The organism is Rhizobium sp. PP-F2F-G48 (assembly GCF_004342335.1).
Classification (GTDB): Bacteria; Pseudomonadota; Alphaproteobacteria; order Rhizobiales; family Rhizobiaceae; genus Ferranicluibacter.
Genome location: NZ_SLVH01000003.1, coordinates 215,292 through 241,478, shown reverse-complemented (window position 1 = coordinate 241,478; position 26,187 = coordinate 215,292). Strand labels below are relative to the sequence as shown.

At 65.5% G+C, this 26,187-nt stretch carries 23 protein-coding genes; 15 read left to right on the top strand and 8 right to left on the bottom strand.

Going from position 1 to position 26,187, the window contains the following annotated elements:
* Positions 1-30 precede the first annotated feature (30 nt).
* Both C8J36_RS09025 and lpxK read left to right on the top strand, forming a co-directional pair.
* Entirely contained in the window at positions 31-801 is a 771-nt protein-coding gene (locus tag C8J36_RS09025; protein ID WP_132534257.1) for an HAD family hydrolase, read from the top strand.
* Positions 801-1,871 (top strand): tetraacyldisaccharide 4'-kinase, encoded by a 1,071-nt coding sequence (gene lpxK, locus C8J36_RS09020; RefSeq protein ID WP_132534255.1) that lies wholly within the window; start codon positions 801-803, stop codon positions 1,869-1,871. The genes C8J36_RS09025 and lpxK overlap by 1 nt, the downstream gene beginning before the upstream one ends.
* Positions 1,872-1,899: 28 nt before the next feature.
* Here lpxK and C8J36_RS09015 read toward each other — a convergent pair whose 3' ends face one another.
* Both C8J36_RS09015 and mutL read right to left on the bottom strand, forming a co-directional pair.
* On the bottom strand, positions 1,900-2,154 hold the full coding sequence (locus tag C8J36_RS09015) for a DUF2093 domain-containing protein (protein WP_062594565.1): 255 nt from the start codon (positions 2,152-2,154) through the stop codon (positions 1,900-1,902).
* 118 nt (positions 2,155-2,272) lie between these two features.
* On the bottom strand, positions 2,273-4,144 hold the full coding sequence (gene mutL, locus C8J36_RS09010) for a DNA mismatch repair endonuclease MutL (RefSeq protein ID WP_132534253.1): 1,872 nt from the start codon (positions 4,142-4,144) through the stop codon (positions 2,273-2,275).
* Positions 4,145-4,552: 408 nt separating this feature from the next.
* On the opposite strand from mutL, the gene C8J36_RS09005 reads away from it, so the two are divergent.
* Together C8J36_RS09005 and C8J36_RS09000 are read left to right on the top strand one after the other, a co-directional pair.
* Positions 4,553-6,361, top strand: a complete 1,809-nt coding sequence (locus C8J36_RS09005; RefSeq protein ID WP_132534251.1) for a response regulator — start codon at positions 4,553-4,555, stop codon at positions 6,359-6,361.
* 306 nt (positions 6,362-6,667) lie between these two features.
* Positions 6,668-8,023 (top strand): EAL domain-containing protein, encoded by a 1,356-nt coding sequence (locus C8J36_RS09000; RefSeq protein WP_062594902.1) that lies wholly within the window; start codon positions 6,668-6,670, stop codon positions 8,021-8,023.
* A 78-nt stretch (positions 8,024-8,101) separates the two neighbouring features.
* Here the strand turns inward: C8J36_RS09000 and C8J36_RS08995 are convergent, their stop codons facing one another.
* The 6 genes from C8J36_RS08995 to C8J36_RS08970 all read right to left on the bottom strand — a co-directional run bounded on the left by C8J36_RS08995 (position 8,102) and on the right by C8J36_RS08970 (position 14,064).
* Entirely contained in the window at positions 8,102-8,722 is a 621-nt protein-coding gene (locus C8J36_RS08995) for a PRC-barrel domain-containing protein (RefSeq protein ID WP_082477071.1), read from the bottom strand.
* A 215-nt stretch (positions 8,723-8,937) separates the two neighbouring features.
* A complete protein-coding gene (locus tag C8J36_RS08990) occupies positions 8,938-10,665 on the bottom strand; it encodes an IlvD/Edd family dehydratase (RefSeq protein ID WP_062594568.1) in 1,728 nt (575 codons plus the stop codon).
* Positions 10,666-10,783: 118 nt separating this feature from the next.
* Complete coding sequence (locus C8J36_RS08985; protein WP_132534249.1) at positions 10,784-11,656, bottom strand: SMP-30/gluconolactonase/LRE family protein; 873 nt, start codon at positions 11,654-11,656, stop codon at positions 10,784-10,786.
* A complete protein-coding gene (locus C8J36_RS08980; RefSeq protein ID WP_132534247.1) occupies positions 11,653-12,306 on the bottom strand; it encodes a 2-dehydro-3-deoxy-6-phosphogalactonate aldolase in 654 nt (217 codons plus the stop codon). The genes C8J36_RS08985 and C8J36_RS08980 overlap by 4 nt, the downstream gene beginning before the upstream one ends.
* Positions 12,307-12,364: 58 nt before the next feature.
* Positions 12,365-13,297, bottom strand: a complete 933-nt coding sequence (locus C8J36_RS08975; RefSeq protein ID WP_132534245.1) for a 2-dehydro-3-deoxygalactonokinase — start codon at positions 13,295-13,297, stop codon at positions 12,365-12,367.
* Complete coding sequence (locus C8J36_RS08970; protein ID WP_132534932.1) at positions 13,294-14,064, bottom strand: SDR family oxidoreductase; 771 nt, start codon at positions 14,062-14,064, stop codon at positions 13,294-13,296. Before C8J36_RS08970 ends, C8J36_RS08975 begins: the two co-directional genes overlap by 4 nt.
* Before the next feature lie 193 nt (positions 14,065-14,257).
* Here C8J36_RS08970 and C8J36_RS08965 point away from each other — a divergent pair, with 193 nt between their 5' ends.
* The 11 genes from C8J36_RS08965 to C8J36_RS08915 all read left to right on the top strand — a co-directional run bounded on the left by C8J36_RS08965 (position 14,258) and on the right by C8J36_RS08915 (position 26,185).
* Positions 14,258-15,160, top strand: coding sequence for an IclR family transcriptional regulator (locus C8J36_RS08965; RefSeq protein WP_132534243.1), 903 nt, complete (start codon positions 14,258-14,260; stop codon positions 15,158-15,160).
* 198 nt (positions 15,161-15,358) lie between these two features.
* Positions 15,359-16,093, top strand: a complete 735-nt coding sequence (locus C8J36_RS08960) for an autoinducer binding domain-containing protein (protein WP_062594572.1) — start codon at positions 15,359-15,361, stop codon at positions 16,091-16,093.
* Positions 16,094-16,276: 183 nt separating this feature from the next.
* Entirely contained in the window at positions 16,277-17,050 is a 774-nt protein-coding gene (locus tag C8J36_RS08955) for a LuxR family transcriptional regulator (protein WP_132534241.1), read from the top strand.
* Positions 17,051-17,465: 415 nt separating this feature from the next.
* A complete protein-coding gene (locus tag C8J36_RS08950) occupies positions 17,466-18,692 on the top strand; it encodes an Mrp/NBP35 family ATP-binding protein (protein WP_132534239.1) in 1,227 nt (408 codons plus the stop codon).
* A 379-nt stretch (positions 18,693-19,071) separates the two neighbouring features.
* Positions 19,072-20,049: a magnesium transporter CorA family protein gene (locus C8J36_RS08945; RefSeq protein ID WP_132534237.1), complete on the top strand. Its 978-nt coding sequence runs from the start codon at positions 19,072-19,074 to the stop codon at positions 20,047-20,049.
* A gap of 18 nt (positions 20,050-20,067) precedes the next feature.
* A complete protein-coding gene (locus tag C8J36_RS08940) occupies positions 20,068-22,068 on the top strand; it encodes a potassium transporter Kup (RefSeq protein ID WP_132534235.1) in 2,001 nt (666 codons plus the stop codon).
* 282 nt (positions 22,069-22,350) lie between these two features.
* A complete protein-coding gene (locus C8J36_RS08935; protein WP_132534930.1) occupies positions 22,351-23,547 on the top strand; it encodes a cell wall hydrolase in 1,197 nt (398 codons plus the stop codon).
* Between the two features lie 360 nt (positions 23,548-23,907).
* A complete protein-coding gene (locus C8J36_RS08930; RefSeq protein WP_132534233.1) occupies positions 23,908-24,291 on the top strand; it encodes an AtpZ/AtpI family protein in 384 nt (127 codons plus the stop codon).
* 55 nt (positions 24,292-24,346) lie between these two features.
* On the top strand, positions 24,347-25,108 hold the full coding sequence (locus C8J36_RS08925) for a F0F1 ATP synthase subunit A (protein WP_277995960.1): 762 nt from the start codon (positions 24,347-24,349) through the stop codon (positions 25,106-25,108).
* Between the two features lie 79 nt (positions 25,109-25,187).
* Positions 25,188-25,415 carry a F0F1 ATP synthase subunit C gene (locus C8J36_RS08920; RefSeq protein ID WP_056332699.1) on the top strand — a complete coding sequence of 76 codons (228 nt, stop codon included), beginning with the start codon at positions 25,188-25,190 and terminating at the stop codon, positions 25,413-25,415.
* A gap of 161 nt (positions 25,416-25,576) precedes the next feature.
* On the top strand, positions 25,577-26,185 hold the full coding sequence (locus C8J36_RS08915) for a F0F1 ATP synthase subunit B (protein ID WP_062594578.1): 609 nt from the start codon (positions 25,577-25,579) through the stop codon (positions 26,183-26,185).
* The last annotated feature ends 2 nt before the right edge of the window (positions 26,186-26,187 follow it).

Here is a 26,187-nt window from a genome sequence, read left to right as displayed (position 1 = left end):
GCGTTTCAAATCCTGGGGAAGACCGCCGAGATGATCAAGGCACCGCATCCGATACCCATCGCCGGCATCCTCTTCGACAAGGACGGGACGCTGCTCGACTATGCCAAGAGCTGGGTGCCGGTGAACTATGAGATCGCCCGCATCGCCTCGCGGGATGACGCGGACCTCGGCGCGACGCTGCTGCGCGCCACCGGCATGGACCCGGAGACCGGCGTCGTCACCGCCGACAGCCTGCTTGCCGCGGGCAATACCGTCGAGATCGCCGAGGGCATGGTGGAGGCTGGCGCGGCCTGGACGCGCGAGGCCCTGACCTCGGCCCTCGACGAGCTTTTCTCCCGCTCCGCCGCCTATGCCGTGCCGGTCACCGATCTCGCCGCGCTGTTTGCGACGCTGCGCGTGCGCGGCTACAAGCTCGGCGTCGCCTCCAGCGACAACGAGGCCTCCATCCGCCGCACGGCCGAGCGTTTCGGCTTCGCGGACTGCCTCGATTATGTCGCGGGCTATGACAGCGGCTATGGCATCAAGCCGGAACCCGGCATGGTCTACGGCTTCTGCGCCGCCACCGGGCTCATTCCCGACGAGGTCGTCGTCGTCGGCGACAACAATCACGATATGCATATGGGGCGAAGCGCGGGCGCCGGCCTCACCGTCGCGGTCCTCACCGGCACCGGCTCGCGCCAGTCGCTCGCTGCGGCCAGCGACCATTGCCTTGCCGATATCACCGAGCTTCTCGCGCTCCTCGACCGGCATCCGCCTGCCGGCGCGGGCGAAGGCGAGCCGTTGAACGAAGCCGCAGTCTGATGGTCTCGGAGGCGCCGCCCTTCTGGTGGGAAAAGCCCGGCTGGGCCGCGCGGGCGCTGAGCCCCGTCGGCTGGGTCTATGGCCGCATCGCGGGCCGCCGCATGGACCGCGCCCGCCGCTGGGCCGCGCCCGTTCCCGTCCTCTGCGTCGGAAACTTCACCGTCGGCGGCGCCGGCAAGACGCCGACCGCGATCGCGATCGCCCGGGCCGCCATCGCCCGCGGCCTCAGGCCCGGCTTCCTCAGCCGCGGCTATGGCGGATCGCTGGATGTGACGACGCTGGTCGATCCCGATCATCACCGGGCGCAGGAGGTGGGCGACGAGCCGCTGCTGCTCGCCCGCGCCGCGCCCACCGTGATCTCGCGCAAGCGCGTCGAGGGCGCGCAGCGGCTGGCGGCGGCCGGCGTCGATCTCATCATCATGGATGACGGCTTCCAGAGCGCGCGCCTCGTGTTCGATTATGCGCTGCTCGTCATCGACAGCCGGCGCGGCATCGGCAATGGCCGCCTCGTGCCGGCAGGGCCGGTGCGCGCGCCGCTCGGCCACCAGCTGCGTCATGCGTCCGCGCTCCTGAAGATCGGCCGGGACGCGGCCGCCGACCCGGTGGTGCGAACCGCGGCGCGGGCCGGCAAGGCGGTGTTCGTGGCCGATATCGCGCACGAGGACGACGGATCGCTGAACGGCCGGCGCGTGCTTGCCTTCGCCGGCATCGCCGATCCCCAGAAATTCTACCGCACGGTCCGCGCGACCGGGGCGGAGATCGTGACGAGCCGGGATTTCCCGGATCATCATCATCTGGACGAAGACGAAATCGCAGCCCTGCTGGACGAGGCCGAAGCCGCCGGGCTCACTCTGGTGACGACGGCCAAGGACCGGGTGCGTCTGGACACGGGCCGTCTGGACGCGGGCCATGGTGCCGGCCATCCGGCAAGCCGCGTCGGCGACCTCGCGCGCGCGGTCCGCGTCATCGACGTCGAGATCGTCTTCGACGATCCCGCAGCCCCCGACAAGATGATCGACGCCGCCCTGGCCGCTGCCCGCAAGCGACTGCTCCGCCGCAGCGGCGGCTGAAGCCGGGCGTCCTTTTCGAACGGATCGGTCAGGGTGTAACGGACACCTGTGCGCCGGCCGTCTGGCCGGGGAGGATGCCCGCGCGCTTGTCGGCATCGAAGGCCGCCTGCGCATCGATATAGGGTTCCTGCCGCGCCACGCTCCAGTAACGCAGTTCCTCGACCGGGATCTCCCGCCCGGTGATGGCGCAGATGACGAAGGAGCCCGGCAGGATGACGTTGAAGTCGCCATCCAGATATCGGATCTTTGCGAGCCTGTTGCCGCTGCCTTCATACCGGTTCATCGTTTCTGATCCCTTGCTCGCTGCATCCTGGGGTGGTCCAACCCGCAATGCGCCGCTGTAAACCTTCGCCAACCGTTTTGCCAGCGGTCTTGCACCGGCCGGCCCTTGTCCGTCGATCTCATCCGCTGCGCCCGAACAGGCGCTCGATATCGGCGAGCTTGATCTCGATATAGGTGGGGCGCCCGTGATTGCACTGGCCGGAGCCGGGCGTCGCCTCCATCTGGCGCAGCAGCGCATTCATCTCCTCGGGCCGCAGGCGACGACCGGAGCGCACCGAGCCGTGGCAGGCCATGGTGGCCGCAAGCGCCTCCAGCCGGCCGGCGAGACCATTGGCCGTGTCCCATTCCGCCAGCTCGTCGGCCAATTGCCGGATGAGCCCCGCAGCATCGATTTCTCCGAGCATGGCGGGGGTTTCCCGCACCGCGACGGCACCCGGGCCGAAGCGCTCGATGGTCAGACCCAGCCGCGACAGTTCCTGCGCATGCACCATCAGCCGGTCGCAATCGTCCTCCGCGAGATCGACGATATCGGGGATCAGCAGCGCCTGCGCCGGAAGCGCCTTGGTCGAAAGACCCTTGCGCAGGTTCTCGTAGACCAGCCGTTCATGGGCGGCATGCTGATCGACGATGACGAGCCCGTCGTCCGTCTGCGCGACGATGTAGTTCTCGTGCAGCTGCGCCCGCGCCGCGCCCAGCGGATGGCGGGCCGAAGGGTTCTCCGTGCCGCCCGTCTCTGGCTCCACCGGCTCCGATGCCATCCGCGCGGACGGCGCGAACGCGGTGAAGGCCGCCTGTGCCGCCTCGCCGAAGCCGCGGCGGTCCGTCTCCAGCGGGCGATACGGCGAGCGCTCCGCGGCCCATGGCGCGGCGGGGGCGTTGCCATATCCACTTTGGCCACCATGGCCGGGGAAACCGCGCCCGGCGCCGGATGTAAATCCCATGCCGCCGGCCCCCTCCGGACGGAAGGCGTTCACCAGGCCGCGCGCCCCGAGCGTCGAGGACCGGTCACCCTCCGCCGCGAGCGCCTGGCGGATGGCCCCGACGATGAGGCCGCGCACGAGACCGGGGTCGCGGAAGCGGACGTCCGACTTCGCCGGATGCACGTTGACGTCCACCAGCGCCGGATCGATCGCGATCGACAGGACGGCGATCGGATAGCGCCCTTGCGGAATGGTCTCGGCATAGGCGCCGCGCAAAGCCGAGAAGATCAGCTTGTCCTGCACCGGCCGGCCGTTGACGAACACATATTGCTGCAGCGAATTGCCCCGGTTGAAGGTGGGCACGCCGGCAAACCCGGTCAGGCGCACCTCGTCGCGCTCCGCATCGATCTCGATGGCGTTGTCGCGGAAATCCCGGCCGAGCACCTGGGCGATGCGCTCCAGCCGATCGTCGCCGGTCGCGGGAAATTCGAGCGTCGTGCGGTCCGGGCCCGACAGCAGGAAGCGCACGCCCGGAAAGGCGATCGCCATGCGCCGGACCACCTCGGAAATCGCCGCCGCCTCGGCGCGCTCCGTCTTCATGAATTTGAGCCGGGCAGGGGTCGCGAAGAACAGGTCGCGCACCTCCACCACCGTGCCGTGGTTTGCCGGCGTCGGCCGCACGGCCTGCACCACGCCGCCATGCACGGCGATTTCGGCGCCGTGGTCGCTGCCGCTCGGGCGGCTTGCGATCGTCAGCCGCGCGACGGACCCGATCGAGGGCAGCGCCTCGCCGCGAAAGCCGAGCGTGCGGATGTCGAACAGGCCGCCGCCGAGCTTGGAGGTGCAGTGCCGGCGCACGGCGAGCGCCAGATCGTCCGCGCCCATGCCGCAGCCATTGTCGACGACGCGCAACAGCGTCTTGCCGCCGCCGGCGGTGGCGATCTCGAGGCGGGTCGCCCCGGCATCGAGCGCATTCTCGATCAGCTCCTTGGCGGCGCTCGCCGGCCGCTCGATGACTTCGCCGGCAGCGATCTGGTTGATGAGCGTTTCGGACAGAAGGGTAATGGCCATGGCGCATTCTCCGTCATTCGCAGCGTCCCGCCAAGGACCGGATGCCCGCGTCGCAACGATATCCCCCGCGCGATCCGCGACCGTGCCTTCACGGCTTCCTATTATGGAGGGTTAAGGGTGCATTAAGCCGGCTATGACATTCTGTGTCGGATCATGGCAGCCGCACCGTCGAATCAGGGGGCGCGGGGTGCCGATGTCGAAGGGGACTTGCCGCACCGGCACTGCCGGCGAACACGGACCTGACGCACTGGACGAAAAGATGTCGCAGCCCCGCCCGCTCGTCGGCCGTCGCTGCGCCGGAGCGATCGCGATGCTGACCGCGCGCATCCGGAACAAACGCCACGCCCGGTCAGGGTCGTGACGTCGGCATGTTCCCGTCAATGCCCGTCAAGGACTGTGAGGCCGTGAATGAATGATGTCGCGTCATCTGGCGCACCTGTCCAGCACGCTCTGCTGGAAGCGGTCACGGATGCGCTGGGCCTGGCGATCTTCATCTGCGACCGCAACGATGAATTGATCTTTGCCAGCAAGCCGATACAGCAGTTCTACCCCGTCGAGGACAGGCTTCTCGCCCGCGGCACGCGGCTGCGCGACTTTCTCGGTGCCGTCTTCGATCTCGGCGTCCGCGCCGGCACGGTGACGCAGAGCAGCCGCCGACGCGTCAATCGCGAGGAGTGGATTTCCGAACGCGTCTCCCTGCACTGGCGCGAGCGCTACGACGTGGTCGAGCGCATCGCCCAGCAGCGCTGGATCAGCGTGCGCAAGCGCCGGCTGGCAAGCGGCCTCTGCGTCGTCTCGATGACCGATGTTTCCGAACTGAAGAAGAAGGAGGAGCGGCTCGCGCTCGATCTGGAACGGGCGGAAATGACGGAGGGCATTCTCGACGGCCTGCCCAATCCGATCTGCGTGAAAGACCGCAGCCTGAAATATATCGGCGTCAACAAGGCCTTCTGCGACCTCCACGGCATGACCGCCGATCAGATTCTCGGGCGTTCCGTCTGGGATTTCATCGAGCCGGATCTGGCCGAAAAGTTCGAGAAATCCGATCGCATGGTGCTGGAGACCGGCCGCGACTACAGCCTGCCGGAGCAGATCGTTCGCGCGAACGGCGACGATTGCTGGGTGGTCACGCACAAATACCGCGTCGGCGACGCGCAGCGCGGCCTGCTCGTCACCTGCATGAACGACGTCACCGACGTCGTCGTCGGTTTCGAAGACGGCGCGATTTCGTCGGAGCTGGCACGGAGCCTCGCCGTCAAGCATTACGGCGCCTTCGAACCGGCGCAGAACTGTCATGATCCCTACCGGGCGCTCGACCTGCACGTCCTCGCCCATCCGGCGCGGGCCGTGCCTGAAACGCTCGCACTGCCAGCCGAGCCGCCGAAGGCCGCAAGCGCGGAGGCCTGCGGTCGCATTCTCGTGGTGACCCCGGACGTCTTCCGCGAGGCGCATCTCGTCGTGCTTCTCTCGGGTCTCGGCCACGAGGTCTGCGCCCTGCGGTCCGCGTTCGAAGTCACGGCCTTTCTCGATGAAATCCGCACGGAGAAACTCGGCCTCGATCTCGTGCTCCTCCATCCCGCCTTCGCGGCGCTTGCCGATTTGGTCGCGCCCGGCAAGGGCACCGGCGCCGCTTCAGGCCCGTCGGCTCTCGTTCTCGATCCGGCCTGGACCGACGAGGCGCTGGAAGAGGCTGTCCTTCAGGCCCTGCAGGCCGGTCCGGCACAAGCGGCACGCGCGATCGAAAACAACGATCCCGCCGACCTGCTGCAGTCGCCCGCCGACTGGGAAATCGTCCTGCCGGAAGCCGGACGCTCGACCTCCGACATCGATGTCCTCGTTGCCGAGGATAACGACATCAACCAGTTCGTCTTCTCGCAGATCCTCGAAGGGCTCGGCCTGTCCTACCGGATCGCCGCCAACGGCGAAGAGGCCGTACGGTTCTGGCAGCAGTATCACCCGCAGCTCATCCTCATGGATGTCTCGATGCCGGTCATGAACGGTTTCGATGCGGCCCGCACGATCCGGGCGGCCGAAGCGCGCCTCTCCGTCCGCACGCCGATCGTCGCGGTGACGACGCAGGCGCTCGATATCGATCTGGAACAGGCACGTGCCGCCGGCATGGACGATCACATCGTCAAGCCGATCAGCCCCGACATGATCGAGCGCGTCCGCAACCAGTATTTGAAAAACGGCGCTGACTATCGCCAGCAGCGCTGATGCGCTTTTCACGATAGTTGAAGATATACTGCACCCACAAGTACTTAGTCTCCGGATTTATTTGCCTTTATGCAAGTCTCACGAGAATTAGGGATCCCGGCTGTTGCAATTTCTTAATGGTCTGCCACCATGGTCCAAGCGGTCAGCGTGCCGACTGAGATGTGCAGGACCTCCGCGATGGATCAGGACGAAAAGACTTCGCGCCAGAAGGAGCGGTCACGGGTTGCCCCGCAGAGCCGGCCGGTGGTCTATGCGGCCATGTCCCCGCGCGCCGGCGACGTGCCGGCCGAGTACCATCCGTCCGCCATGCACGACCCCGCCGCGCGATCACGCTATCCCACCGATCTTCATGCCCTGGCCTTCGTCGATCCGCTGACGGGGCTCGGCAATGCCAACCGCCTGCGCGAGACGGTGCGCGAGATCGCGACGGAACGCGCCGCCGATCCCGCACCCTTTACCATCGGCCTTGCCAATCTCGACGGCTTCAAGCCGCTCAACGATCTCTTCGGTCACGATGCCGGCAACGAGATCCTCTGCCAGGTCGCCCGGCGCCTGGAAGCCTGCATGCCGGACGGCTCGACGGTCATCCGCATGGGCAATGACGAATTCGCCTTCGTGCTGCCGCTCGTCTTCGAGCGCAAGGGCGCCGAGCGGATCGGCCATATGCTGAAGGAGGTGCTGCAGGCGCCCTTCGATCTGGCCGAGCGCACCGTCCGTCTCTCCGCCTCCTTCGGCTTTGCGGTCTACCCCTTTGCCGGCGAGGCCTATGACGATCTGCTGAAAAGCGCCGATACCGCCCTCTATCGGTCGAAGCGCCGCGGGCGCGGGCAGATCACCGTCTATTCCCAGGAAATCGCCCAGGAGATGCGGCGCGCGACGCAGCTGGAGCAGGCCCTGCGCAACGCCATCATCGCCGACGAGATCGACGTGCATTTCCAGCCGATCGTCAGCCTCGATACGGACATGGTGGTCGGGTTCGAAGCCTTGGCGCGCTGGTGCGACAGGGACCTCGGCTATGTCTCGCCCGCCGTGTTCGTGCCGCTGGCCGAAGAGCGCGGCTTCATCGATGCCCTCTCGGAAACCCTGCTGCGCAAGGCGGCAGAAGCCGCACTGCTCTGGCCGAAGGAGCTGTTCCTCTCCTTCAACCTCTCCTCCGCGCAGCTGATGGACCTGTCGACCAGCAGCACCGTGCTCGCCATCATCCATCGCGTCGGCCTCGATCCGCGTCGCCTGGAACTCGAGATCACCGAGACGGCGATGATGAGCGATGCCGATATGGCGCAGAAGATCGTCAAGGAACTGCGGGACGCCGGCGTGCGCATCTCGCTGGATGATTTCGGCACCGGTCAGTCGAGCCTCGGGCGGCTGCGCGACTTCACCTTCGACAAGGTGAAGATCGACCGGTCCTTCGTCTGCCGCATCGTCAACGATCGGGCTTCCGAACACATCATCAAGGCGATCGTCACCATGTGCGACGGTCTCGGCCTTGAGGTCGTGGCGGAAGGCATCGAGGATTTCGCCGAGGCGCTGAAGCTCAAGGGTCTCGGCTGCGGCATGGGGCAGGGCTATTTCTACGGCAAGCCGGCCGATGCCACGGCGACGCTGCGCTATCTGCGCGAGCGCTATCTTCCCACGGACGCCAAGCGTCCCATCGCGATCTGAACGCGTCTCGTCTCTCATCCGAACAAACGAAAACGGCGGTGCTTTCGCACCGCCGCTCGATAATCCGAGTGAAGCGGATTACGGATTCGTCGTGGCCGGCTGGCCGGCAGGGGCAGCGCCACCGGCAGGCGCCATCGTGTTGTTGCCGGCCGGCGCCATCGGCGTCGTCGACGAGGTGGTGGAGCCGTCGACCGGGGTTGCCGAATTCTGCTCGGCCACCTGGGCGGCCTTCGTCTTGAACTCCGGTGCGGACTTCAGCGTGTCGGCCGTTTCGGTCGTGGTCAGCTTCAGATCGTCGGAGTTCGGAACTTCGGCGACCGTTACCTTATCAAGCGGTACGGCGACGTTCTTTTCGCCGATGCCGAGGAAGCCGCCAACGCCGATCACGGCTGCTTCGACTGAGCCATCCTTGGAGAAGATCACATCGTTGATTTCGCCGATGCTTTCATCCGAGGAGTTGTAGACCGACTGACCGAGATAGGTGCTGGCAGCGATCTGGTCTGCACCCTGTTCGGTGATGTAGTCACCGGACGAGGCCTGCGTGCCCATCGGGGCGGCTGCGGCCGGTGCCTTGTCAGTTGCCATCGGTGCGGCCGGTGCCGGCTGTGCGGCATCCTGCGCGGAGGCGAACGGTGCGAAGGCGACGATGCCGGCAAAGAGGGCGCCGGCGGCGACGGAAGTAACGAGCTTGTTGGTCATGATGTAACCTTCCTATTCGGTTTCTTCTCGGATCGTGGCGCGGGGTTCAAACACGCCGCACCGGTGATGCTCAGAGAACGGCTCGTCCCGGAAAGTGGTTCCGAAAAAAAATGGCCTGCGGAAAGCGGAACTTTCGGCAGACCATCTCGTCAATATCGACCGGCCAAAACCTGTGGCCGGTCGTCCAGCGCCCTCAAGCGCCCTCAAGCGATCAATCAGTGGCTCTCGCGGAACACCTCGCTGCCGCTGCCGCCGACGAGGAAATCGAGATCCGCGCCCTTGTCGGCCTGCAGAACCGTATCCTGGTAGAGCTTGTAGTAGCCGCGCGTCCATTTCGGCTCGGGCGCCACCCAGGCGGCCATGCGCGCGGCGAATTCCTCGTCCGGGATCATCAGGTTCAATTCGCCCTTCAGCGTGTCGAGACGGATGCGGTCGCCGGTCTTGACGATGGCGAGCGGCCCGCCCGCATGGGCTTCCGGACTGACATGCAGCACAACGGTGCCGAATGCCGTGCCGGACATGCGGGCGTCTGAGATGCGCACCATGTCGCGCACGCCCTTTTCCACCAGCCGTCGCGGGATCGGCATGTTGCCGACCTCCGCCATGCCGGGATAGCCCTTCGGGCCGCAGCCCTTCAGCACGAGGATCGTGTCTTCGGTGACGTCGAGGTCGGGATCGTCGATCTGCGCCTTCATGTCCTCGATGGTCTCGAACACATGCGCCGGGCCCTCGTGCACCAGCAGGTGCTCGCTGGCGGCCGACGGCTTGATGACGGCGCCGTTGGGCGACAGGTTGCCGCGCAGGATGCGGATGCCGCCGGCCTTGCGGAGCGGATTGTCGAGCGGCCGGATGACGTCGTCGTTGAAGACTTCGGCATCCTTGTAATAATCCGAGATGGGACAGCCGTAGACGGTCGGCGCATCGGCATGCAGCATGTCCTGGATGCGGTTCATCACGGCGGGCAGGCCGCCGGCATAGGCCAGATCCTCGATCAGGTACTGGCCGGACGGCATGCAGTTGACGATGCAGGGAACCTGCGCGCCGACGCGGTCGAAATCGTCGAGCGTCAGATCGACGCCGGCGCGTCCGGCGATCGCCAGCAGATGCACGACCGCATTGGTCGAGCCGCCGACGGCCGCATTGGCGACGATGCCGTTCTCGAAATTCTTCTTGGTGAGGATCTTCGACAGGCGCAGGTCTTCGTGCACCATGTCGACGATCCGCTTGCCGGTCATGTGGCTGAGCGCCATGCGGCGCGCGTCGACGGCGGGCAGCGCCGCGTTCAGCGGCAGCGACAGGCCCATGGCCTCCACCACCGAGGCCATGGTCGTGGCCGTGCCCATCGTCATGCAGACGCCGGGCGAACGCGACATGCCGCTTTCCGCCGCCATGAACTCCGCCAGACTCATCTTGCCGGCGCGCACATCCTCGGAGAATTTCCAGACGTCGGTGCCGGAGCCGATATCCTTGCCGCGCCATTTGCCGTTCAGCATGGGGCCGGAGGAGACGACGATGGTCGGCAGATCGACCGAGGCGGCGCCCATCAGCTGGCCGGGCGTGGTCTTGTCGCAGCCGCCGAGCAGCACGACGCCGTCGATGCCATAGGCGCGGATCGCCTCTTCCACGTCCATGGCCAGCAGGTTGCGGAACAGCATGGCCGTCGGCCGCATCTGGGTTTCGCCGAGCGAGGAGACCGGGAATTCGACCGGGAAGCCGCCGGCCTCCCAGACGCCGCGCTTCACGCCTTCGGCGAGAATCCGTAGATGGCTGTTGCAGGGCGTCAGTTCCGACCAGGTGTTGCAGATGCCGATGATCGGACGTCCGTCGAAAGCATGGTCCGGAAAGCCCTGGTTTTTCATCCAGGAGCGGTGGATGAACCCGTCCTTGTCGGTGCCGCCATACCAGTGGCGGCTTCTCAGTTCCCGTTTCTTCTCGTCGCTCATGGAAGCCTCCCTTTGGTGCGGCGCTTCGGCCGTTCCCAAATTGTCCTACTTTTTGTCGTCTCGACTGTAAATCGGCGATGACGCGCTCTCTGTCGAGAGGCGCGCATGCCGGAAGCGGTCAGAGCTTGTAGACGGGCTCGAACCGGCCCTTGACCGCGACGTCGAGCAGGAAGGTCTTGCCGGCATCCGCATCCGTGGAGCGGGCCGCAGCGTCCATTCCCTGCCACGCCGAGGTGAAGAGCACGCGGTCGGCGCTGCGCCCGACGAAGGCCGGGCAGCTCGGCTGCCTCACGGGCACGCTGTGCCGCGCCACGCGCTTGCCCTCGGGCGAATAGACGTCGATGGCGGAGGCGCCCCAGCGCGCGACCCAGATCAGGCCTTCGGCGTCGCACACGGCGCCGTCGAACCCGCCTTCGCTTTCCGGCTCCTCGGCCATCAGCACGGGCGCGCTCATTGGCAGGCCGGTTGCCGGATCGAGCGCGACGCGCATGAAACGGTTGAGGCCTGTGTCGGAGTAATAGCCGGTGCGGCCGTCCGGCGAAAAGCAGATGCCGTTCGGGATGGTGACGTCGCCCACGATGCGCGTCACGGTGCCCTTGGCGACATGATAGATCGCGCCGGCGTTCTTTTCGGCGTTCCGGCCCATCGTGCTGATCCACAGCGCGCCCGAGGCATGCACGCGGCCGTCATTGGACCGGTTGCCGGGCTTGTCCTCGATGTCGGCATATGTCTCGAATGCGCCCGTCTCGGCATCGCGCAGGAACAGGCCCTGATCGCTGGCGATCAGCTGGCGCTCGCCATCGACCAGCGCCATGACGCTGGCAAGGAAATTCAGCGGCTGGACGCTCTTCGCGCCGCTGTCGAGATGCAGCCCGTGCAGCTCGCGCCCGACGATGTTGAACCACCAGACCGTGCCGGTGGAGGGGTCGTAGACCGGTCCTTCGCCCAGTTCCGACGGATTGTCGCTGACGATCTTTGCAGAGGCGCTCATGCGGATGCTCCATAGCCCGATGTTCCATAGACGGCGTCGTAGGCCTTGGTGGTGATGCGGGCGCGGGCGCCGATCTCCGCGGCACTCATGCCGACCTTGTAGATGCTCGACCCGAGGCCAAAACTCTTGATGCCGATCTTGGCATATTCCGCGAAATTCGTCTCCGACACGCCGCCGACGGCCGCGATTTCCAGATCGGTCGGCAGCACCGCGCGGATGGCCGAAATGCCGGACGCGCCGAGCACGCTGGCCGGGAAGAATTTGAGCCCCGTCGCACCGGCGCCCGCCGCCGCCAGCGCTTCCGTCGGCGTGAACACGCCGGGCATGGTCACCATGCCCTTGGAGGCCGCATGCGCGATGACGTCCACATCGACGTTCGGGCTGACGAACAGCCGGCCGCCGGCCTGCTCCAGTTGCTCGACCTGATCCTTCGTCAGCACGGTACCGGCACCGATGAGGCAGTGGGCCGGCGCCGTCTTCACGGCGATCTCGATCGAGCGGAACGGGTCCGGTGAGTTCAGCGGGATCTCGATGGCCGTGAACTCGGCCTCGACGAGGGCCGCAATCGCGGCTTCCGTTTCCTCGGGCTTCAGCCCGCGCAGGATGGCGATCAGCGGATACTTCATGGTGGGAAAGGGAACGCGTGTCATGATGTCGTCTTTCTGGAAAGATCTCGAAATGGCTTGAAACAGCAGGGGCGGGGGCCGGTCACGCCGGCCACAGCGCGCGTGCCGCCGCCGCCAGCCCGTCGCGGACGGCCTCGTCGGCGTCGATCAGCTCGCTCGAGAGGCCGGCGGCCGTCAGCGCCTGCGTATAGAGGCCGGCGAGCGGGCCGGAGGCGACGAGGCTGACCGGCGCCCTGATCGCCCCTTGCGCATCGGCCGCGAGCGTCGTCGCGCCGGCGATCTCCAGGCCGATCATCAGGCCCGACAGCCGCGCCTTTGCCTCCGTCGGGCCGTGCCCGTGCAGCAACTGGCCGGAGCGAACGGTGAAGAGCAGGTTCGTCGCCATGCCGGGATTGGCCATGGCCTCGGCAACCGCCGCCACGAAGGCCGGATGCGTGCCGTCGAAGGCGCCGGCCTCCGCGACCGCATGGCTGAGGATCGACTGTCGCGACACGACCTCGAACAGTTCGCCGCTCATGAAGGTCGAGAACCGCTCGACCGTGCCGTCGGCCACGCGCACCCATTTGCTGTGCGTGCCCGGCATGCAGACGAGCCGCGTGCCGGCGAGCGCGCCGACGCTGCCGAGCAGCTGCGTCTCCTCGCCGCGCATCACATCGGGCATGGCGGCATCGCGCTGCGCGAGCCCCGGCAAGATACGGATGTCGCGCGCCGCATCGGGCACCACGACCGCATGCCGGACGATCTCGGACAGGGCGGCCGGCGTGTCGAGATAGCCTGCCTCCACCCAGCCCTGCCGCGCCCCGGCCATGCCGCAGATCACTACCGGCAGGTTTCGGCTGGCGCCCATCGCCTCCAGATGCTGTTCCAGCACGGCGGAAAAGCCGGTCTTTGCGGCCGACGTCATGCCCTCGGCACTGCGGCGCTCGGACAGGGCCTCCCCCTTCTCGCCGATCAGCCAGATCCGGAAACTCGACGTTCCCCAGTCTGCCGCCGCATAGCTTGCCGTTGTCGTCACAAGACACCTCCGTCGATGATCATCGTCTGGGCCGTCATCCGCGCCGAACAGTCGGAGGCGAGGAACAGGCAGGGGCCGACGAGGTCGTCGGCTTCAAGCGTTTCGGGAATGCACTGTCGCCGGCGCATCGCCTCGATCGTCTCCTCCGTCAGCCACAGCGCCTTCTGCCGCTCGGTCACCACCATGCCCGGCAGCAGCGCGTTGACCCGGACGCCCGAGGGGCCGAGCGCGCCGGCGAGCGATTTCGTCAGGCCGACGATCCCGGCCTTGGCGGTCGCATAGGCGGGAACCTCGCCCATATTGAGGAGATAGGCAATCGAGGAGAAATTGACGATGGCGCCACCGCCGCCGGCCGCAAGATGCGGTGCGGCGGCCTGGCTCATGAAGAAGAACGGCTTCAGGTTGATGGCGAGATTGCCATCCCAGTCGGCCTCAGTGATGGCGCCGAAGCGCTGGCGGTCGTCGCGGGCGGCATTGTTGACGAGAACCTTGAGACCGCCCAGCGCCGCGGCTGCGCGCTCGACGAGCGCCGGGATGGCGGCGATGTCGCGAAGATCGGCCTCGATGAACAGCGGCGCGTGCGGCCCGACATTCTTTAGCTGCCGTGAAACTTCCCGTCCCGTATCTGCGTCATTGTCGATATAAGCGACTCTTGCGCCCTGACGCAGGAAGCCCTCGACCAGGGCCGCACCGATACCCGAGGCTCCGCCGGTGACGAGAATGCCGCGATCGACCAGATCCGAAAACACTGCAGAGGGGCCGGGCATGCTGTCGACGCCCTCCCTCCAGGCAGCCATTGCAAATAGGAGTTCCAATATTCGGAACAAGCGTTTACTATGTGGAATATCGGCCAGTTCACCTGCGAGTGTCAAGGCGGAAAGCTGCGGCGCACGCAGGCTTCCCCGCGCGAAGCACGCTTCTGCGCAGCTTGAAAAGAGGGGCTGGAAGACGGGAGTCCGAATGACAGCGATCGGCGACATCGGCGGTGGAAGCGACAGGGGTGCCAGGGTCGAAAAGGGCGAAAGCGGCGATAGCCGCGCGGCGCCGCAGGATACGGGAACGCTGGGCAAGGCCCTGGCCGTGCTCGATCTGGTCGTCAATGCCGATGTGCCGCTTCGCTTCACCGACATTCATGCGCTCTCGCGCCAGCCGCGCGGCACCCTGCATCGCCATCTCTCGCATCTGGTTCAGGAAGGCCTTTTGTTCCAGCGCGCCGATCTTGCCTACGAGCCGGGCCTGCGCCTTCTCGCCTTCGCGCATCGGGCCTGGTCGCGCAACGATCTGAGACGGATCGCCCGCCCGCATCTCGATCGGTTGCATGCGGAAACCGGCGAAACGGTCCATCTGGGCGTCCTTCGTAAGACGGAGATTATCTATCTGGACAAGGTGGAGAGCCGCCAGACCGTTCGGATGGAGAGCCAGATCGGCCGCGTTTCGCCGGCCTACTGCACGGGCCTGGGGAAGGCCGCCCTGTCGGCGCTGTCGCCGGCCCGCCTCGAAGCCAGTCTTGCAGCGATGTCTTATCACCCTTTTACGGCGAACACGCACCGGTCGAAGGGCTCTCTGGTTGCCGATCTGGACCGGATCCGTGAGAAAGGCTATGCCATAGACGCGGAAGAACATGAGGTGGAAATCCGCTGCGTGGCCGCACCTGTCACCACGGGAGACGGCGGCGACAGCGCCGCGACAGGGAACAGGGCGTATCAGAGAGGCGTAATCGGCGGCATCTCTGTCACGGGACCCGCTTACCGTGTCACGCTGGGGCAATTGGAGGCCTGGTCGGGGCTTGTCAAGGACGTTGCGAACGCCATCGCACACGATGCGGCTGTTGGCTTAGGCCCGGTTTCAATCGGGGATATGTAAGAAAAATTTTTGTGATCAACCTTGTGTATTTATCAGACAAATTGGGACGTGACGGTAGACGTCTGACAGACTTCAATTATACTAGGACAACCGCCGCAAGGTGCGAAAAAGTATACCGGTATCGTTGCAGATGATGGAACTCGGGGCTCATTCTGTAATTGGTGGCGGTCTTTAGCGAAAGCATTCAGAGGAATTTTCATGGGTTCGAGATTTGTCTCGCCCGAGATTGTCGTGGCCGGCAACAGCTGGACGATCGGCAATCTGGAGGAGGAGAGCGACGTCCGCCGCGTATTCGAGAGCATCTGCGCGCATTACGCGTTCCAGGGCTTCGCCGTGATTGCCCTGCCGTCACGGTCGGTCCCGATGCTCCGCAAACTCGTGATGATGACGAACTGGTCGATGGAGATCGTCAGGCAGTATGACGATCTCGGCCTTCTGAAGACGAGCCCGGTTTTCGAGCAGCTTCGGGTCAGCACCGTGCCGTTCACGGTCGACAACAGCTCGCCGCTGGCCTTCGCCAGAATAGCGGTTCAGAGCGCCAGAGGCCTGTTCGCGCGGTCCGGTTTCGGCCGCATGGTGTTCATCCCGGTGCATGATGCCGACGGGCGTCGCAGCGCGGTGGCCTTCGGCGGCGACCGGCCGGAACTGAGCCAGCAGGAACTCAATGCCGTGACCTTCGTGGCCGGCCACGCGTTCAATCGCCTGAGCGAGATCTGGTCGGCCTCCCGCCGCGCGCCGGGCTCCCTGTCGCGTCGGGAGATCGAATGCCTCCGGCTGGCGGCCGGCGGCAAGACCACCGTGGAAATGGCCCGTTTGCTGAGCCTTTCGGAATACACCGTCAATCATTACCTCAACCGGGCGACCCGGAAGCTCGACAGCGTCAACCGCGTCCAGACCATCGCCAAGGCTCTAAGGGCCGGGTTGATCGCGTGAATGCGGTGCATCTGCAGGCTGGAGGAGGGACGCGCGCGGCTCGGTCTGCCGTGTTGCCCGAGCGCCTGAGCCATGGAGACCATGCCCGCATGGGGAACAGGGCCCTTATGGACGATACGACCCCTATGGAGGATGTGACCCGCCATGGGGATGTGACCTATGGAGGAAGGGTAGGGGCACTTCATGGCTGACGTGAGCGGTACGATCCCCGATCCCGAGATCTCGGCTGCGGTAAAGCAGGGCGGCGTGGCTGGAAGCCACCTTGCGGAGATCGCCCGGCTGGAAACGCGCGACGACATCGTCGCCTTCATGACGCGCATGACCGCAGAGCGCGGCTTTCCCTTCTATCTCCTCTGCACGCTTCCGACGATCGACCAGACGAATTTCGCGCACATCACCATTCTCTCCAACATCCCCGAAGATATCTTGCGGCGATACGACTCGACCGCCTCGCTTCTCGAGGACCAGGCCTTCCTCACCTTGCGAACCACTACCACGCCCTTCCGGATGGTGCCGAGCGAATGTGCCACGATGATCAATGGCGTGTCCCATCCCGAACGCGAGGCGGTGATCGAGGAAATGGGCTTTCGCGAAGCCTTCTTTTTCCCGGTGCACGATGCCGCCGGCGGACGCGCCGTCTTTATCCTTCTGAGCGGCCAGACCGATCTGGCCGTCGAGGTCATGACCGACCTGCACATGATCTGCCTGCATGTCTACAATCGCATGGTCAACATTCGCGGCACGATGAAGGAACGGCAGAAGATCGACCTGTCGGACCGCGAGATCCAGTGCCTGAACTGGACGGCGGCCGGCAAGACCAGCTCGGAAATCGCCGAGATTCTCGGCCTCTCCGAACACACCGTCAATCACTACCTCAACCATGTCGCCAAGAAGCTCGAGGCCGTGAACCGCATCCAGGCGGTGGTCAAGGCCATGCGCCTCGGCCTGATCAGCTGAGCGCCGCAGCGCCCGCATCGGCATGAGCGTCTGAATAAGATGCAGGCGCATGAAAATTTGCTCTCGAATCGAGCAAATGCCAAAGGATTTCAGCGTTTACGCCGTGAAAGCCGCCTGTTTAAAAACTGGCACGCTTCCTGCATCACCTTCAGCAAGGTCCAGAGGGGACCACACGATAAGAACTGCGCCCCAGAAGGTCGCGAACAAGGCCGTCTTTCGCTGGCGTGATCCCGGATGAACGGACACGGATGCAAAAGGCGGCCTTTGTCATGTCAGCGCCTCGGAGGCGGCCTGCCACATCCCGCCCCTTCATTCCGTCTTTTCCCAAGCCGATCCATTGGCGAAGCGGCCCGGCTCGATTATCTAACCGGCAGGAGATGCGCTTCTCGCGCGTCGTCGCGCAAGGAAGACGAGAATGGCCGCAGACAATGCCGAGCTGAGCAAGGACAAGGTCCTCGACGCCCTGAGGGCCGTGCGCGGGCCGGAGCTCGAAGGCAATATCGTCGATCTCGGCCTCGTCTCCGACGTCTTCATCTCGGATGCCAAGGTCTATTTTTCGATCACGGTGCCGGCCGAACGCGCCCGCGAACTCGATCCGCTGCGCGCCGCCGCCGAACGCGTCGTTAAGGACATTCCCGGCGTCAAGGGGGCCATGGTCGCGCTGACCGCCGACCGCAAGGCCGGCGCCCCCGCACCCCGCGCGCCCGCGCCCGGCGCCCCGGCTTCAGGCACGGCACCCGGTCGCCCGCCGGCGGCCGGCGCCCATTCGCACCCCCATCCCCATCCCAATTTTAATTCCAGTGCCAATGCCGCGCCGCGCGGGCCGGTCAAGGCCGGCATTCCCGGCGTCGGCGCCATCATCGCGGTCGCCTCCGGCAAGGGCGGCGTCGGCAAGTCCACCACCTCGGCCAACCTGGCGCTGGCGCTGCATGCCAACGGCCTGCGGGTCGGCATTCTCGATGCCGACATCTACGGTCCCTCCATGCCGCGTCTCCTGAAGATCTCCGGCCGGCCGGAGCAGATCGGCGGCAAGACCATCAAGCCGATGGAGAATTACGGCCTCAAGGTCATGTCGATGGGCTTTCTCGTGGACGAGGAGGTGGCGATGATCTGGCGCGGCCCGATGATCCAGTCGGCCCTGCTGCAGATGCTGCGCGAAGTCGCCTGGGGCGAGCTCGACGTGCTCGTGGTCGACATGCCGCCCGGCACCGGCGATGCCCAGCTGACGATGGCGCAGCAGGTGCCGCTGGCCGGCGCCGTTATCGTCTCGACGCCGCAGGATCTGGCCCTGATCGATGCGCGCAAGGGGCTCGCCATGTTCCGCAAGGTCGAGGTCCCCGTGCTGGGGATCGTCGAGAACATGAGCTATTTCATCGCGCCCGATACCGGCGCCCGCTACGACATCTTCGGCCATGGCGGCGCCCGCAACGAGGCGGAGCGCATCGGCGTGCCCTTCCTCGGCGAAGTCCCGCTGACCATCGCCATCCGCGAGACGTCGGACGCGGGAACGCCGCTGGTGGCGCTGGAACCGGACGGTCCGGTCGCCGCCGTCTACCGCGAGATCGCCACGAAGGTCTGGGAACAGGTCTCCGCCGCCAAGGCCGACACCTCGCGCGACATGCCGTCGATCGTCTTCGAATAGACCGGGGCGCCCGGCCTGCCGGTCTTTAACATCCCGGTTGACTTTACCGCGCCGACGGCCGTTAAGTCCTGTGGCTAAAGGATGGCGCGGGGACCGGATGACGGTTGATTTTGCAAGGGCCATGCGTCATATGCCTCTCCGCACGCCGGTCGGTCGCGATCCCGTTGCGGATCGGTCGCGCGCAGGACGCGGTCGCCAGCCGCAATGGCAGGGTCTCGTGTCCGCCCGTCACACGTCTGCTCGTCACACGTCCGCCCGTTCCACATCCGCTCGTCAGGGTCCAACGTTCCGCACTGCCTTTCGCCGGTCACTCCCAGGGATATATCCGCACGCTGTCGTGACTTTCGGTCACCACGGCCCGCGGCACGAGGTTCACAGCATGATCACTGTCTACGACGCCCGCGGCGAGGCGATGGTCATCGATGCCGCCTCGGCGCCGGCAACGATTCCCGAGGATATCGTCTGGATCGACATGCTGCGTCCGGACCGGGCCGAGGATCACATGATCGAGCGCTATCTGCAGATCGAGATCCCCACCCGCGAGGACCTGAAGGACATCGAGCCGTCGAGCCGCATGTACACGACGCCGGATGCCGTGTTCATGACGGCGTCGCTCGTCTGTCGCGCCGATAGCGGCCATCCCGATATCACCGATGTCGCCTTCGTGCTCTCGCGTGGCAAGCTGATCACCGTGCGCTACGACGAACCGAAGGCCTTCGACCTCTTTCGTGCCGGCCTGCCGCGCATCGTCGGCGGCTGCTCCAATGGCGCCTTGATGCTCGCCCGCCTGTTCGAGACGATTTCCGACCGGACCGCCGAAATTCTGGAACAGGCCGTCGCCAGCCTCGACAAGCTGTCGCAGCAGGTCTTCGGCGATCGCACCCAGAGCAAGCGCCGCCCGCCGCATTATCTGGAGGCGCGCCTGCTCGACGTCGCCTCGCATCACCGGCTGGTGGCCAAGACCCGCGACAGCCTCGCCTCGCTGTCGCGCGTGCTGACCTTCCTCTACACCGTGCCGGCTCTGCAGGAGACGCGCGAAGCCAAGGAGCTGTGCCGCACCGTGACCCGCGACGTGCAGTCGCTGACGGAGCATGCCTCCTTCATCTTCGGCAACATCACCTTTCTGCTCGATGCCTCGCTCGGCCTCATCAGCGTGGAGCAGAACGCGATCATCAAGATCTTTTCCATCGCCTCCGTGGTCTTCCTGCCGCCGACCCTGGTCGCCTCGCTCTACGGCATGAACTTCGAGGTCATGCCGGAACTGCACTGGACCTACGGCTATCCGATGGCCCTCGTCGCCATGGTGGTCTCGGCCATCGTCCCGTTCTATATCTTCCGCTGGAAAGGCTGGCTCTGACGAGCCGGATCATCTCGCATGGCGCACAAGGATATCAAGGCTCCCGAGAGCTTGGGAACGGCGGTCGATGCCGGGCAAGCCAAAGAGCCGACCCACGGGTCGGGTCATGGACCGGCCCAGGGCCATGGTGGCGATGACGCCCATGGGGATCATGGCGGCAAGCACGGCTATCTCGGCCTCGCCATCGGTTCGATCGGCGTCGTCTATGGCGATATCGGCACGAGCCCGCTCTATGCCTTCCGCGAGGCGCTGCGCCCCGTGGCGGCCGACGGCGTGACGCGTGGCGAGATCATCGGCCTCGTGTCGCTGATGATCTGGACGCTGACGATCATCGTCACGCTGAAATACGTCATCTTCCTGCTGCGCGCCGACAATAACGGCGAGGGCGGCACCCTGTCGCTGCTGGCGCTGCTGATGAAGTTCACGCGCGGGCATTCGGCCTATCTGTTCTTCATGGGCATTGCCGGCGCCGCGCTGTTCATGGGCGATGCGATCATCGCGCCGGCGCTTTCCGTCCTCTCGGCCGTCGAAGGCCTGAAGCTCGTCGCGCCCTCCTTCAGCGATTATGTCGTGCCGATCTCGGTCGTCATCCTGCTCGCGCTCTTCGCGGTCCAGTCGCGCGGCACGGAGGCGGTGTCGAAGTTCTTCGGGCCGATCATGGTGGTCTGGTTCGTCGTGCTCGCCGTCATCGGCTTCAGCCACATCCAGGACGATTACGGCATCCTCGCCGCCTTCAATCCCTACCACGCGGTGCGCTTCCTCATCCATGCGGGCTTCGTCGGCATCGTCGTGCTCGGCGCCGTCTTCCTCACCGTCACCGGGGCCGAGGCGCTCTATGCCGATCTCGGCCATTTCGGCCGTCGCCCGATCCAGGGTGCGTGGATGTGTCTCGTCTTCCCTGCCCTGGCGCTGAACTATCTGGGTCAGGGCGCCATGGTGCTGAAAAACCCGGAGGCGATGTCGGACCCGTTCTACCTGATGTTTCCGGAATGGGCGCTGCTGCCGATCGTCATCCTGGCGACCGCCGCCACCATCATCGCCGCCCAGGCGGTCATCACCGGCGCCTTTTCGCTGACCCGGCAGGCCATCAATCTCGGCTTCCTGCCGCGCATGGCGATCCTGCACACCTCGGAAACCAATACCGGGCAGATCTACGTGCCGAACGTCAACATCATCCTGATGTTCGGCGTCATGGCACTGGTCTTCATCTTCGGCTCGTCGGAATCGCTCGCCACCGCCTATGGCATCTCGGTCACCGGCGCCATGGTGGTGGATACGCTGCTCGCCTTCCAGTTCGTGCGCATGCGCTGGCGCTGGCCGCTGGCGCTCGCCATCGGCCTCTTGATGCCGTTGCTCGCCCTGGAATCGATCTTCCTCGGCGCGAACCTGCTGAAGATCCACGATGGCGGCTACGTGCCCGTGCTGATCGCCGCCAGCTTCGTGCTGGTGATGTGGACCTGGCGACGCGGCACCAAGATCCTGCAGGACAAGACGCACCACACCAATATCCCGCTTGCCGCCTTCATCAAGTCCATCGAGCGCAAGAGCGAGCACGCGCCGGTCGAGGTTCCCGGCACCGCGATCTTCCTGACCAGCGACCCGGACTCCGCCCCCGCCGCCTTGCTGCACAACATCAAGCACAACCACGTCCTGCATGCGCAGAACTTCATCCTGACCATCCGCACGACGAACACGCCGGTGGTGCCCAAGCAGCACCGCGTCAGCGCGACGAAGCTCTCCGACCGGTTCAGCCTGCTCGAAATGCGCTTCGGCTTCATGGAAACCCAGAACGTCTCGCAGACGCTCGGCCTGTTCCGCAAGACCGGCCTGAAGTTCGACATCATGTCGACCTCCTTCTATCTCGGCCGGCGCAAACTGGTGCCGGACGCGCAATCCGGCATGCCGGAATGGCAGGACCGCCTCTTCATCGCCATGGCCAACGCCGCCATCGACCCCTCCGACTATTTCCGCCTGCCGACCAACCGGGTGGTGGAACTGGGATCGCACGTGATCATCTGAGGCCCCAAGGCTGAAAGAGGGCTCAAAGGGGCTGAACGAGGGGGCGGGAAGCGCCCGCCTTCGTGTCCCCGTCCGTCATCCCGCATTTACCCCGCATTAAGGTTAATGCTTCATTGTCGTGCCAAGAGCAGGCCCCTGGCGGCGCTTCGGATGATCGGGCCGGACCTGCATTTTCGTTGGATGTTCGCGGAAAACGCGTTCCGGCCGATCCGCTCGGCCGGGCGAGGGCTCCTGCGCGTGTGCCTTCCCCAAGTGGGCGTGGAGTTGCCTGTGCGTCAGATTATGCGTCAGAGAGTTCGTTCGAAGCGCCGGTCGTCGGCATCCGCGTCTCCCATCCCCCCGTCACGGCGCTGGTCCGCGCCGCTCCTGATCGCCCTCGGCCTCTTCGTCGGTTTTCCCAGCGTCTCGGCCCATGCCGATCTCGCCACCTTCCTCTCCGGCATCAATCGCGGCGGCGAGCGCTGGCGCATGCACATGACGACGTCGCCGGCCGGCTCGCTGCACGAGGCCGAGATGGTCTTCAACGATCCGATCACCACGGCGGCGATCGGCGACGGCGCCGGCATGACGCTGCCGGATGGCGGCAAGGTCTCGCTCGCCTCCGCCGACAAGCAGTCGGACCCGCGCACCGACGAGGAGCGCGTCAACCGCCGGGAGAAGAAGGGCCGCATCGTCACCGTCGCCCCGGTCACGCCGCCGAAGGATTTTTCCGCCGGCTCCATCCTCCAGCGCACCAGCGGGCTGACCATACCGCTGTTCGACACGCAGGAACGCATGGTCTTCGCCCGCCCGAAGATCCGCGGCCAGGAAATCGAGATCGCCACGGCCTTCTATAAAAAACTGGCGCCGAAGCGCGACGAAGCGATGTCGCCGATGATCGCGAGCCTCGTCACCAACCAGCGCGCCGATATCCTGGCGACCGCCTATGCGCCTGCAGCACCCGACTATGCCCGCGAATCGCCCTTCGACTCGATCCTCAAGGATGACGCCGCCGCCGGCCGCTTCATTCCGGACATCTCGCCCGAGGATCACGCCTGGGCCGCCAATCCGCTGCCGGCCGATGCCTTCAGCGAGGCCGAGCAGAAATGCCTGACGGCGGGCATCTATTTCGAATCGCGCGGAGAATCGGCGAAGGGCCAGGCGGCCGTCGCGCAGGTCATTCTCAACCGCGTGCGCAATCCCACCTATCCCGGCTCGATCTGCGGCGTCGTCTACCAGAACAAGGCGCTCTACAACCGCTGCCAGTTCTCGTTCGCCTGCGACCGCATCCCCGACATCGTCTGGTCGCCGTCGCACTGGCAGACCGCCAAGGAGATCGCGCTCGCGGTCACCGCCGGCAAGATCTGGCTGCCCGAAGTCGGTTCGGCCACCCATTATCACGCGACCTATGTCCGCCCCGACTGGGGCCCGACCATGAAGCGGCTGACGCAGATCGGCAAACACATCTTCTACCGCACCTATGGCGGCGGCTGGAGCTGAGCAACGGTCCCGGCGGGAATCACCCCACAGGTCTCACCAGATGTCCCGAGGCCCTCCCGTCCATCACCGGTCCGGGGGGCCTTCCCGCGTGCCCACGCACCCGCAGCGCGCAAGGGTCGCCGCGCTTTGCCCGCAACAGCTGGGGACAGATTCCGCCGAGCCCGCACTTTTCGATCACAACACGTTGATTTGTCAGTCGAATATTGTCGCTCGCCAAGGCATGGCTTCGCCTTGACTATGCGCGACGCCAAAACTATGGTGCGGCCGACTTCAAACGGGCCGAGAGTGGCTTCAAATCAGGCCTTTGTGAGGCCGCTCCCATGGTTTATCACGGGGACGGAGACGCAGGGGAGGGGCCACATGACGGACAACCAGAACGAAGGTCTGGAGGAACGGCGCCGGCGCCTCGATGCCCAGCTGTCGGAACGGCGCGGCAACGAAAGCCGCGACGCGGCGGACGAGGCGAGGGCGGCCGGCAACCGCAAGGGCTATCAAGTCGCGATCAAGCTTTCGAGCGAATTCGTGGCGGCCGTCATTGTCGGGGCGCTTCTGGGCTATCTTCTGGATACTTTTGCGGGTACAGGGCCCTGGGGGATGATCGTCCTTCTCCTCCTCGGCTTCTGCGCCGGCGTGCTGAACGTCATGCGGTCTGCAGGCATGGTGGCATCGCCCCATCCGGCCGATCGGGTCGGAGAGCGGCAGGGTGACGTCGGCGACGACAACAAGGATGGCGGCGCCCGATAAGGTGCGGCAACGGGAAACAACCGCTTCGCGCGGCTGAGAGCGAAAGAGAACGACAGTGGCAGGCGATAAGGTAGATCCGACCCACCAGTTTATGATCAACGAGATCGTCCCGATTCACATCGGCGGCTTGAATCTCTCTTTCACCAATGCCTCCCTGTTCATGGTCGCGACGCTGGTCCTGGCCATCGGCTTCCTCTATTTCACCACCACGTCGCGCGCGGTCGTTCCCGGTCGCATGCAGTCGGTGTCGGAACTCTCCTACGAATTCATCGCCTCGATGCTGCGCGAAGGCGCCGGCAGCCACGGCATGCACTTCTTCCCGATGGTCTTCTCGCTGTTCATGTTCATCCTGACGGCGAACCTGCTCGGCATGGTGCCCTACTTCTTCACCATCACCAGCCAGATCATCGTCACCTTCGCGCTGGCGCTGTTCGTCATCGGCACGGTCCTGGTCTATGGTTTCTACAAGCACGGCTTCGGCTTCCTGAAGGTCTTCGTGCCCTCCGGCGTTCCCGGCATCCTGCTGCCGCTCGTCGTGACCATCGAAATCATCTCGTTCCTGTCGCGCCCCATCAGCCTTTCGGTCCGTCTCTTCGCCAACATGCTGGCCGGCCACATCACGCTGAAGGTCTTTGCAGGCTTCGTCGCATCGCTCGGCACCATGGGTGCGCTGGGCATCGGCGGCGCCATCCTGCCTCTCATCATGACCGTGGCGCTCACGGGTCTCGAATTCCTCGTCGCCTTCCTTCAGGCCTATGTCTTCGCGGTACTCACCTGCATGTACCTGAACGACGCGGTCCATCCGGGCGGTCACTGAGGAATAAGTCACGCAGGCCGGCAGACCATCGCCGCGCCTGCCAAGAAAAGCCGCAACAACCCTTCTCAAGGAGATCAACATGGAAGCGGAAGCAGCAAAGTACATCGGCGCGGGTCTGGCATGCCTCGGCATGGCCGGCACGGCTCTCGGCCTCGGCAACATCTTCGGCAGCTACCTCTCGGGCGCGCTTCGCAACCCGTCGGCAGCCGACAGCCAGTTCGGCCGCCTCGTATTCGGCTTCGCCGTTACGGAAGCTCTGGGCATCTTCTCGCTGCTCGTAGCCCTGCTCCTCCTGTTCGCCGTCTAAGACGGTCGAGCTTGCCGGGCCGCGATTCCGTCGCGGCCCGTTCGATTTTGACAGGTCCGCGATTCCGTCGCGGCCCGTCATCCTTTTACAGTGCCGCCATTCCGTCTCGGCTTTCGAGAGGGACATGAGCGTGGCCTTTTGAGTTGCCCCTGGAGATGAGCATGTTCGTGACCGCGGCCTATGCCCAGTCAACCACACCTCCCGAGGGCGAGACACCCCATGCCGCGCCTGGCGACGTGCACACCGAGACCGGTGTCGCATCTGAAGGCGGCCACGGCTCCGGCGTGTTTCCGCCTTTCGACCAATCAACATTCGCATCGCAGCTCGTGTGGCTGGCGATCACGTTCGGCCTGTTCTATCTGCTGATGCAGAAGGTGATCATGCCGCGGATCGCGACCATCCTCGCGACCCGCCATGATGCCATCGCCCGCGATCTCGACGCCGCAGCGCGTTCCAAGGCCGAAGCCGATGCCGCCATCGCATCCTACGAGCAGGAACTGGCCGCCGCCCGCGCCAAGGGCAATGCCATCGCCGCCAGCGCCCGCGAGGCCGCCAAGGTGAAGGCCGCCGCCGACCGCGCCGCCGTCGAAGCCGCTCTCAACGACAAGATCGCGGCCGCCGAAAGCCGCATCGCCGAGATCAAGGCCAGCGCGCTGGCCGATGTCGGCGCGATCGCCGAGGAAACCGCATCCGCCGTCGTCGAGCAGCTGCTCGGCCGCGAGGTGCCGCGCACCGAAATCGCATCCGCCGTCAAGGCTGCGGCAGAGTAAGG

Coding starts and splice junctions, on each gene's coding strand:
- C8J36_RS08990 (WP_062594568.1), bottom strand. CDS start 10,665: ATGAGCGACGAGAAGAAACGGGAACTGAGAAGCCGCCACTGGTATGGC.
- C8J36_RS08955 (WP_132534241.1), top strand. CDS start 16,277: ATGGCTGACGTGAGCGGTACGATCCCCGATCCCGAGATCTCGGCTGCG.
- C8J36_RS08935 (WP_132534930.1), top strand. CDS start 22,351: ATGCGTCAGAGAGTTCGTTCGAAGCGCCGGTCGTCGGCATCCGCGTCT.
- C8J36_RS09005 (WP_132534251.1), top strand. CDS start 4,553: ATGAATGATGTCGCGTCATCTGGCGCACCTGTCCAGCACGCTCTGCTG.
- C8J36_RS08985 (WP_132534249.1), bottom strand. CDS start 11,656: ATGAGCGCCTCTGCAAAGATCGTCAGCGACAATCCGTCGGAACTGGGC.
- C8J36_RS09015 (WP_062594565.1), bottom strand. CDS start 2,154: ATGAACCGGTATGAAGGCAGCGGCAACAGGCTCGCAAAGATCCGATAT.
- C8J36_RS08945 (WP_132534237.1), top strand. CDS start 19,072: ATGATCACTGTCTACGACGCCCGCGGCGAGGCGATGGTCATCGATGCC.
- C8J36_RS08930 (WP_132534233.1), top strand. CDS start 23,908: ATGACGGACAACCAGAACGAAGGTCTGGAGGAACGGCGCCGGCGCCTC.
- C8J36_RS09025 (WP_132534257.1), top strand. CDS start 31: ATGATCAAGGCACCGCATCCGATACCCATCGCCGGCATCCTCTTCGAC.
- C8J36_RS08960 (WP_062594572.1), top strand. CDS start 15,359: ATGGGTTCGAGATTTGTCTCGCCCGAGATTGTCGTGGCCGGCAACAGC.
- C8J36_RS08920 (WP_056332699.1), top strand. CDS start 25,188: ATGGAAGCGGAAGCAGCAAAGTACATCGGCGCGGGTCTGGCATGCCTC.
- C8J36_RS08940 (WP_132534235.1), top strand. CDS start 20,068: ATGGCGCACAAGGATATCAAGGCTCCCGAGAGCTTGGGAACGGCGGTC.
- lpxK (WP_132534255.1), top strand. CDS start 801: ATGGTCTCGGAGGCGCCGCCCTTCTGGTGGGAAAAGCCCGGCTGGGCC.
- C8J36_RS08950 (WP_132534239.1), top strand. CDS start 17,466: ATGGCCGCAGACAATGCCGAGCTGAGCAAGGACAAGGTCCTCGACGCC.
- C8J36_RS08995 (WP_082477071.1), bottom strand. CDS start 8,722: ATGACCAACAAGCTCGTTACTTCCGTCGCCGCCGGCGCCCTCTTTGCC.
- C8J36_RS08965 (WP_132534243.1), top strand. CDS start 14,258: ATGACAGCGATCGGCGACATCGGCGGTGGAAGCGACAGGGGTGCCAGG.
- mutL (WP_132534253.1), bottom strand. CDS start 4,144: ATGGCCATTACCCTTCTGTCCGAAACGCTCATCAACCAGATCGCTGCC.
- C8J36_RS08980 (WP_132534247.1), bottom strand. CDS start 12,306: ATGACACGCGTTCCCTTTCCCACCATGAAGTATCCGCTGATCGCCATC.
- C8J36_RS08970 (WP_132534932.1), bottom strand. CDS start 14,064: ATGCCCGGCCCCTCTGCAGTGTTTTCGGATCTGGTCGATCGCGGCATT.
- C8J36_RS08915 (WP_062594578.1), top strand. CDS start 25,577: ATGTTCGTGACCGCGGCCTATGCCCAGTCAACCACACCTCCCGAGGGC.
- C8J36_RS09000 (WP_062594902.1), top strand. CDS start 6,668: ATGCACGACCCCGCCGCGCGATCACGCTATCCCACCGATCTTCATGCC.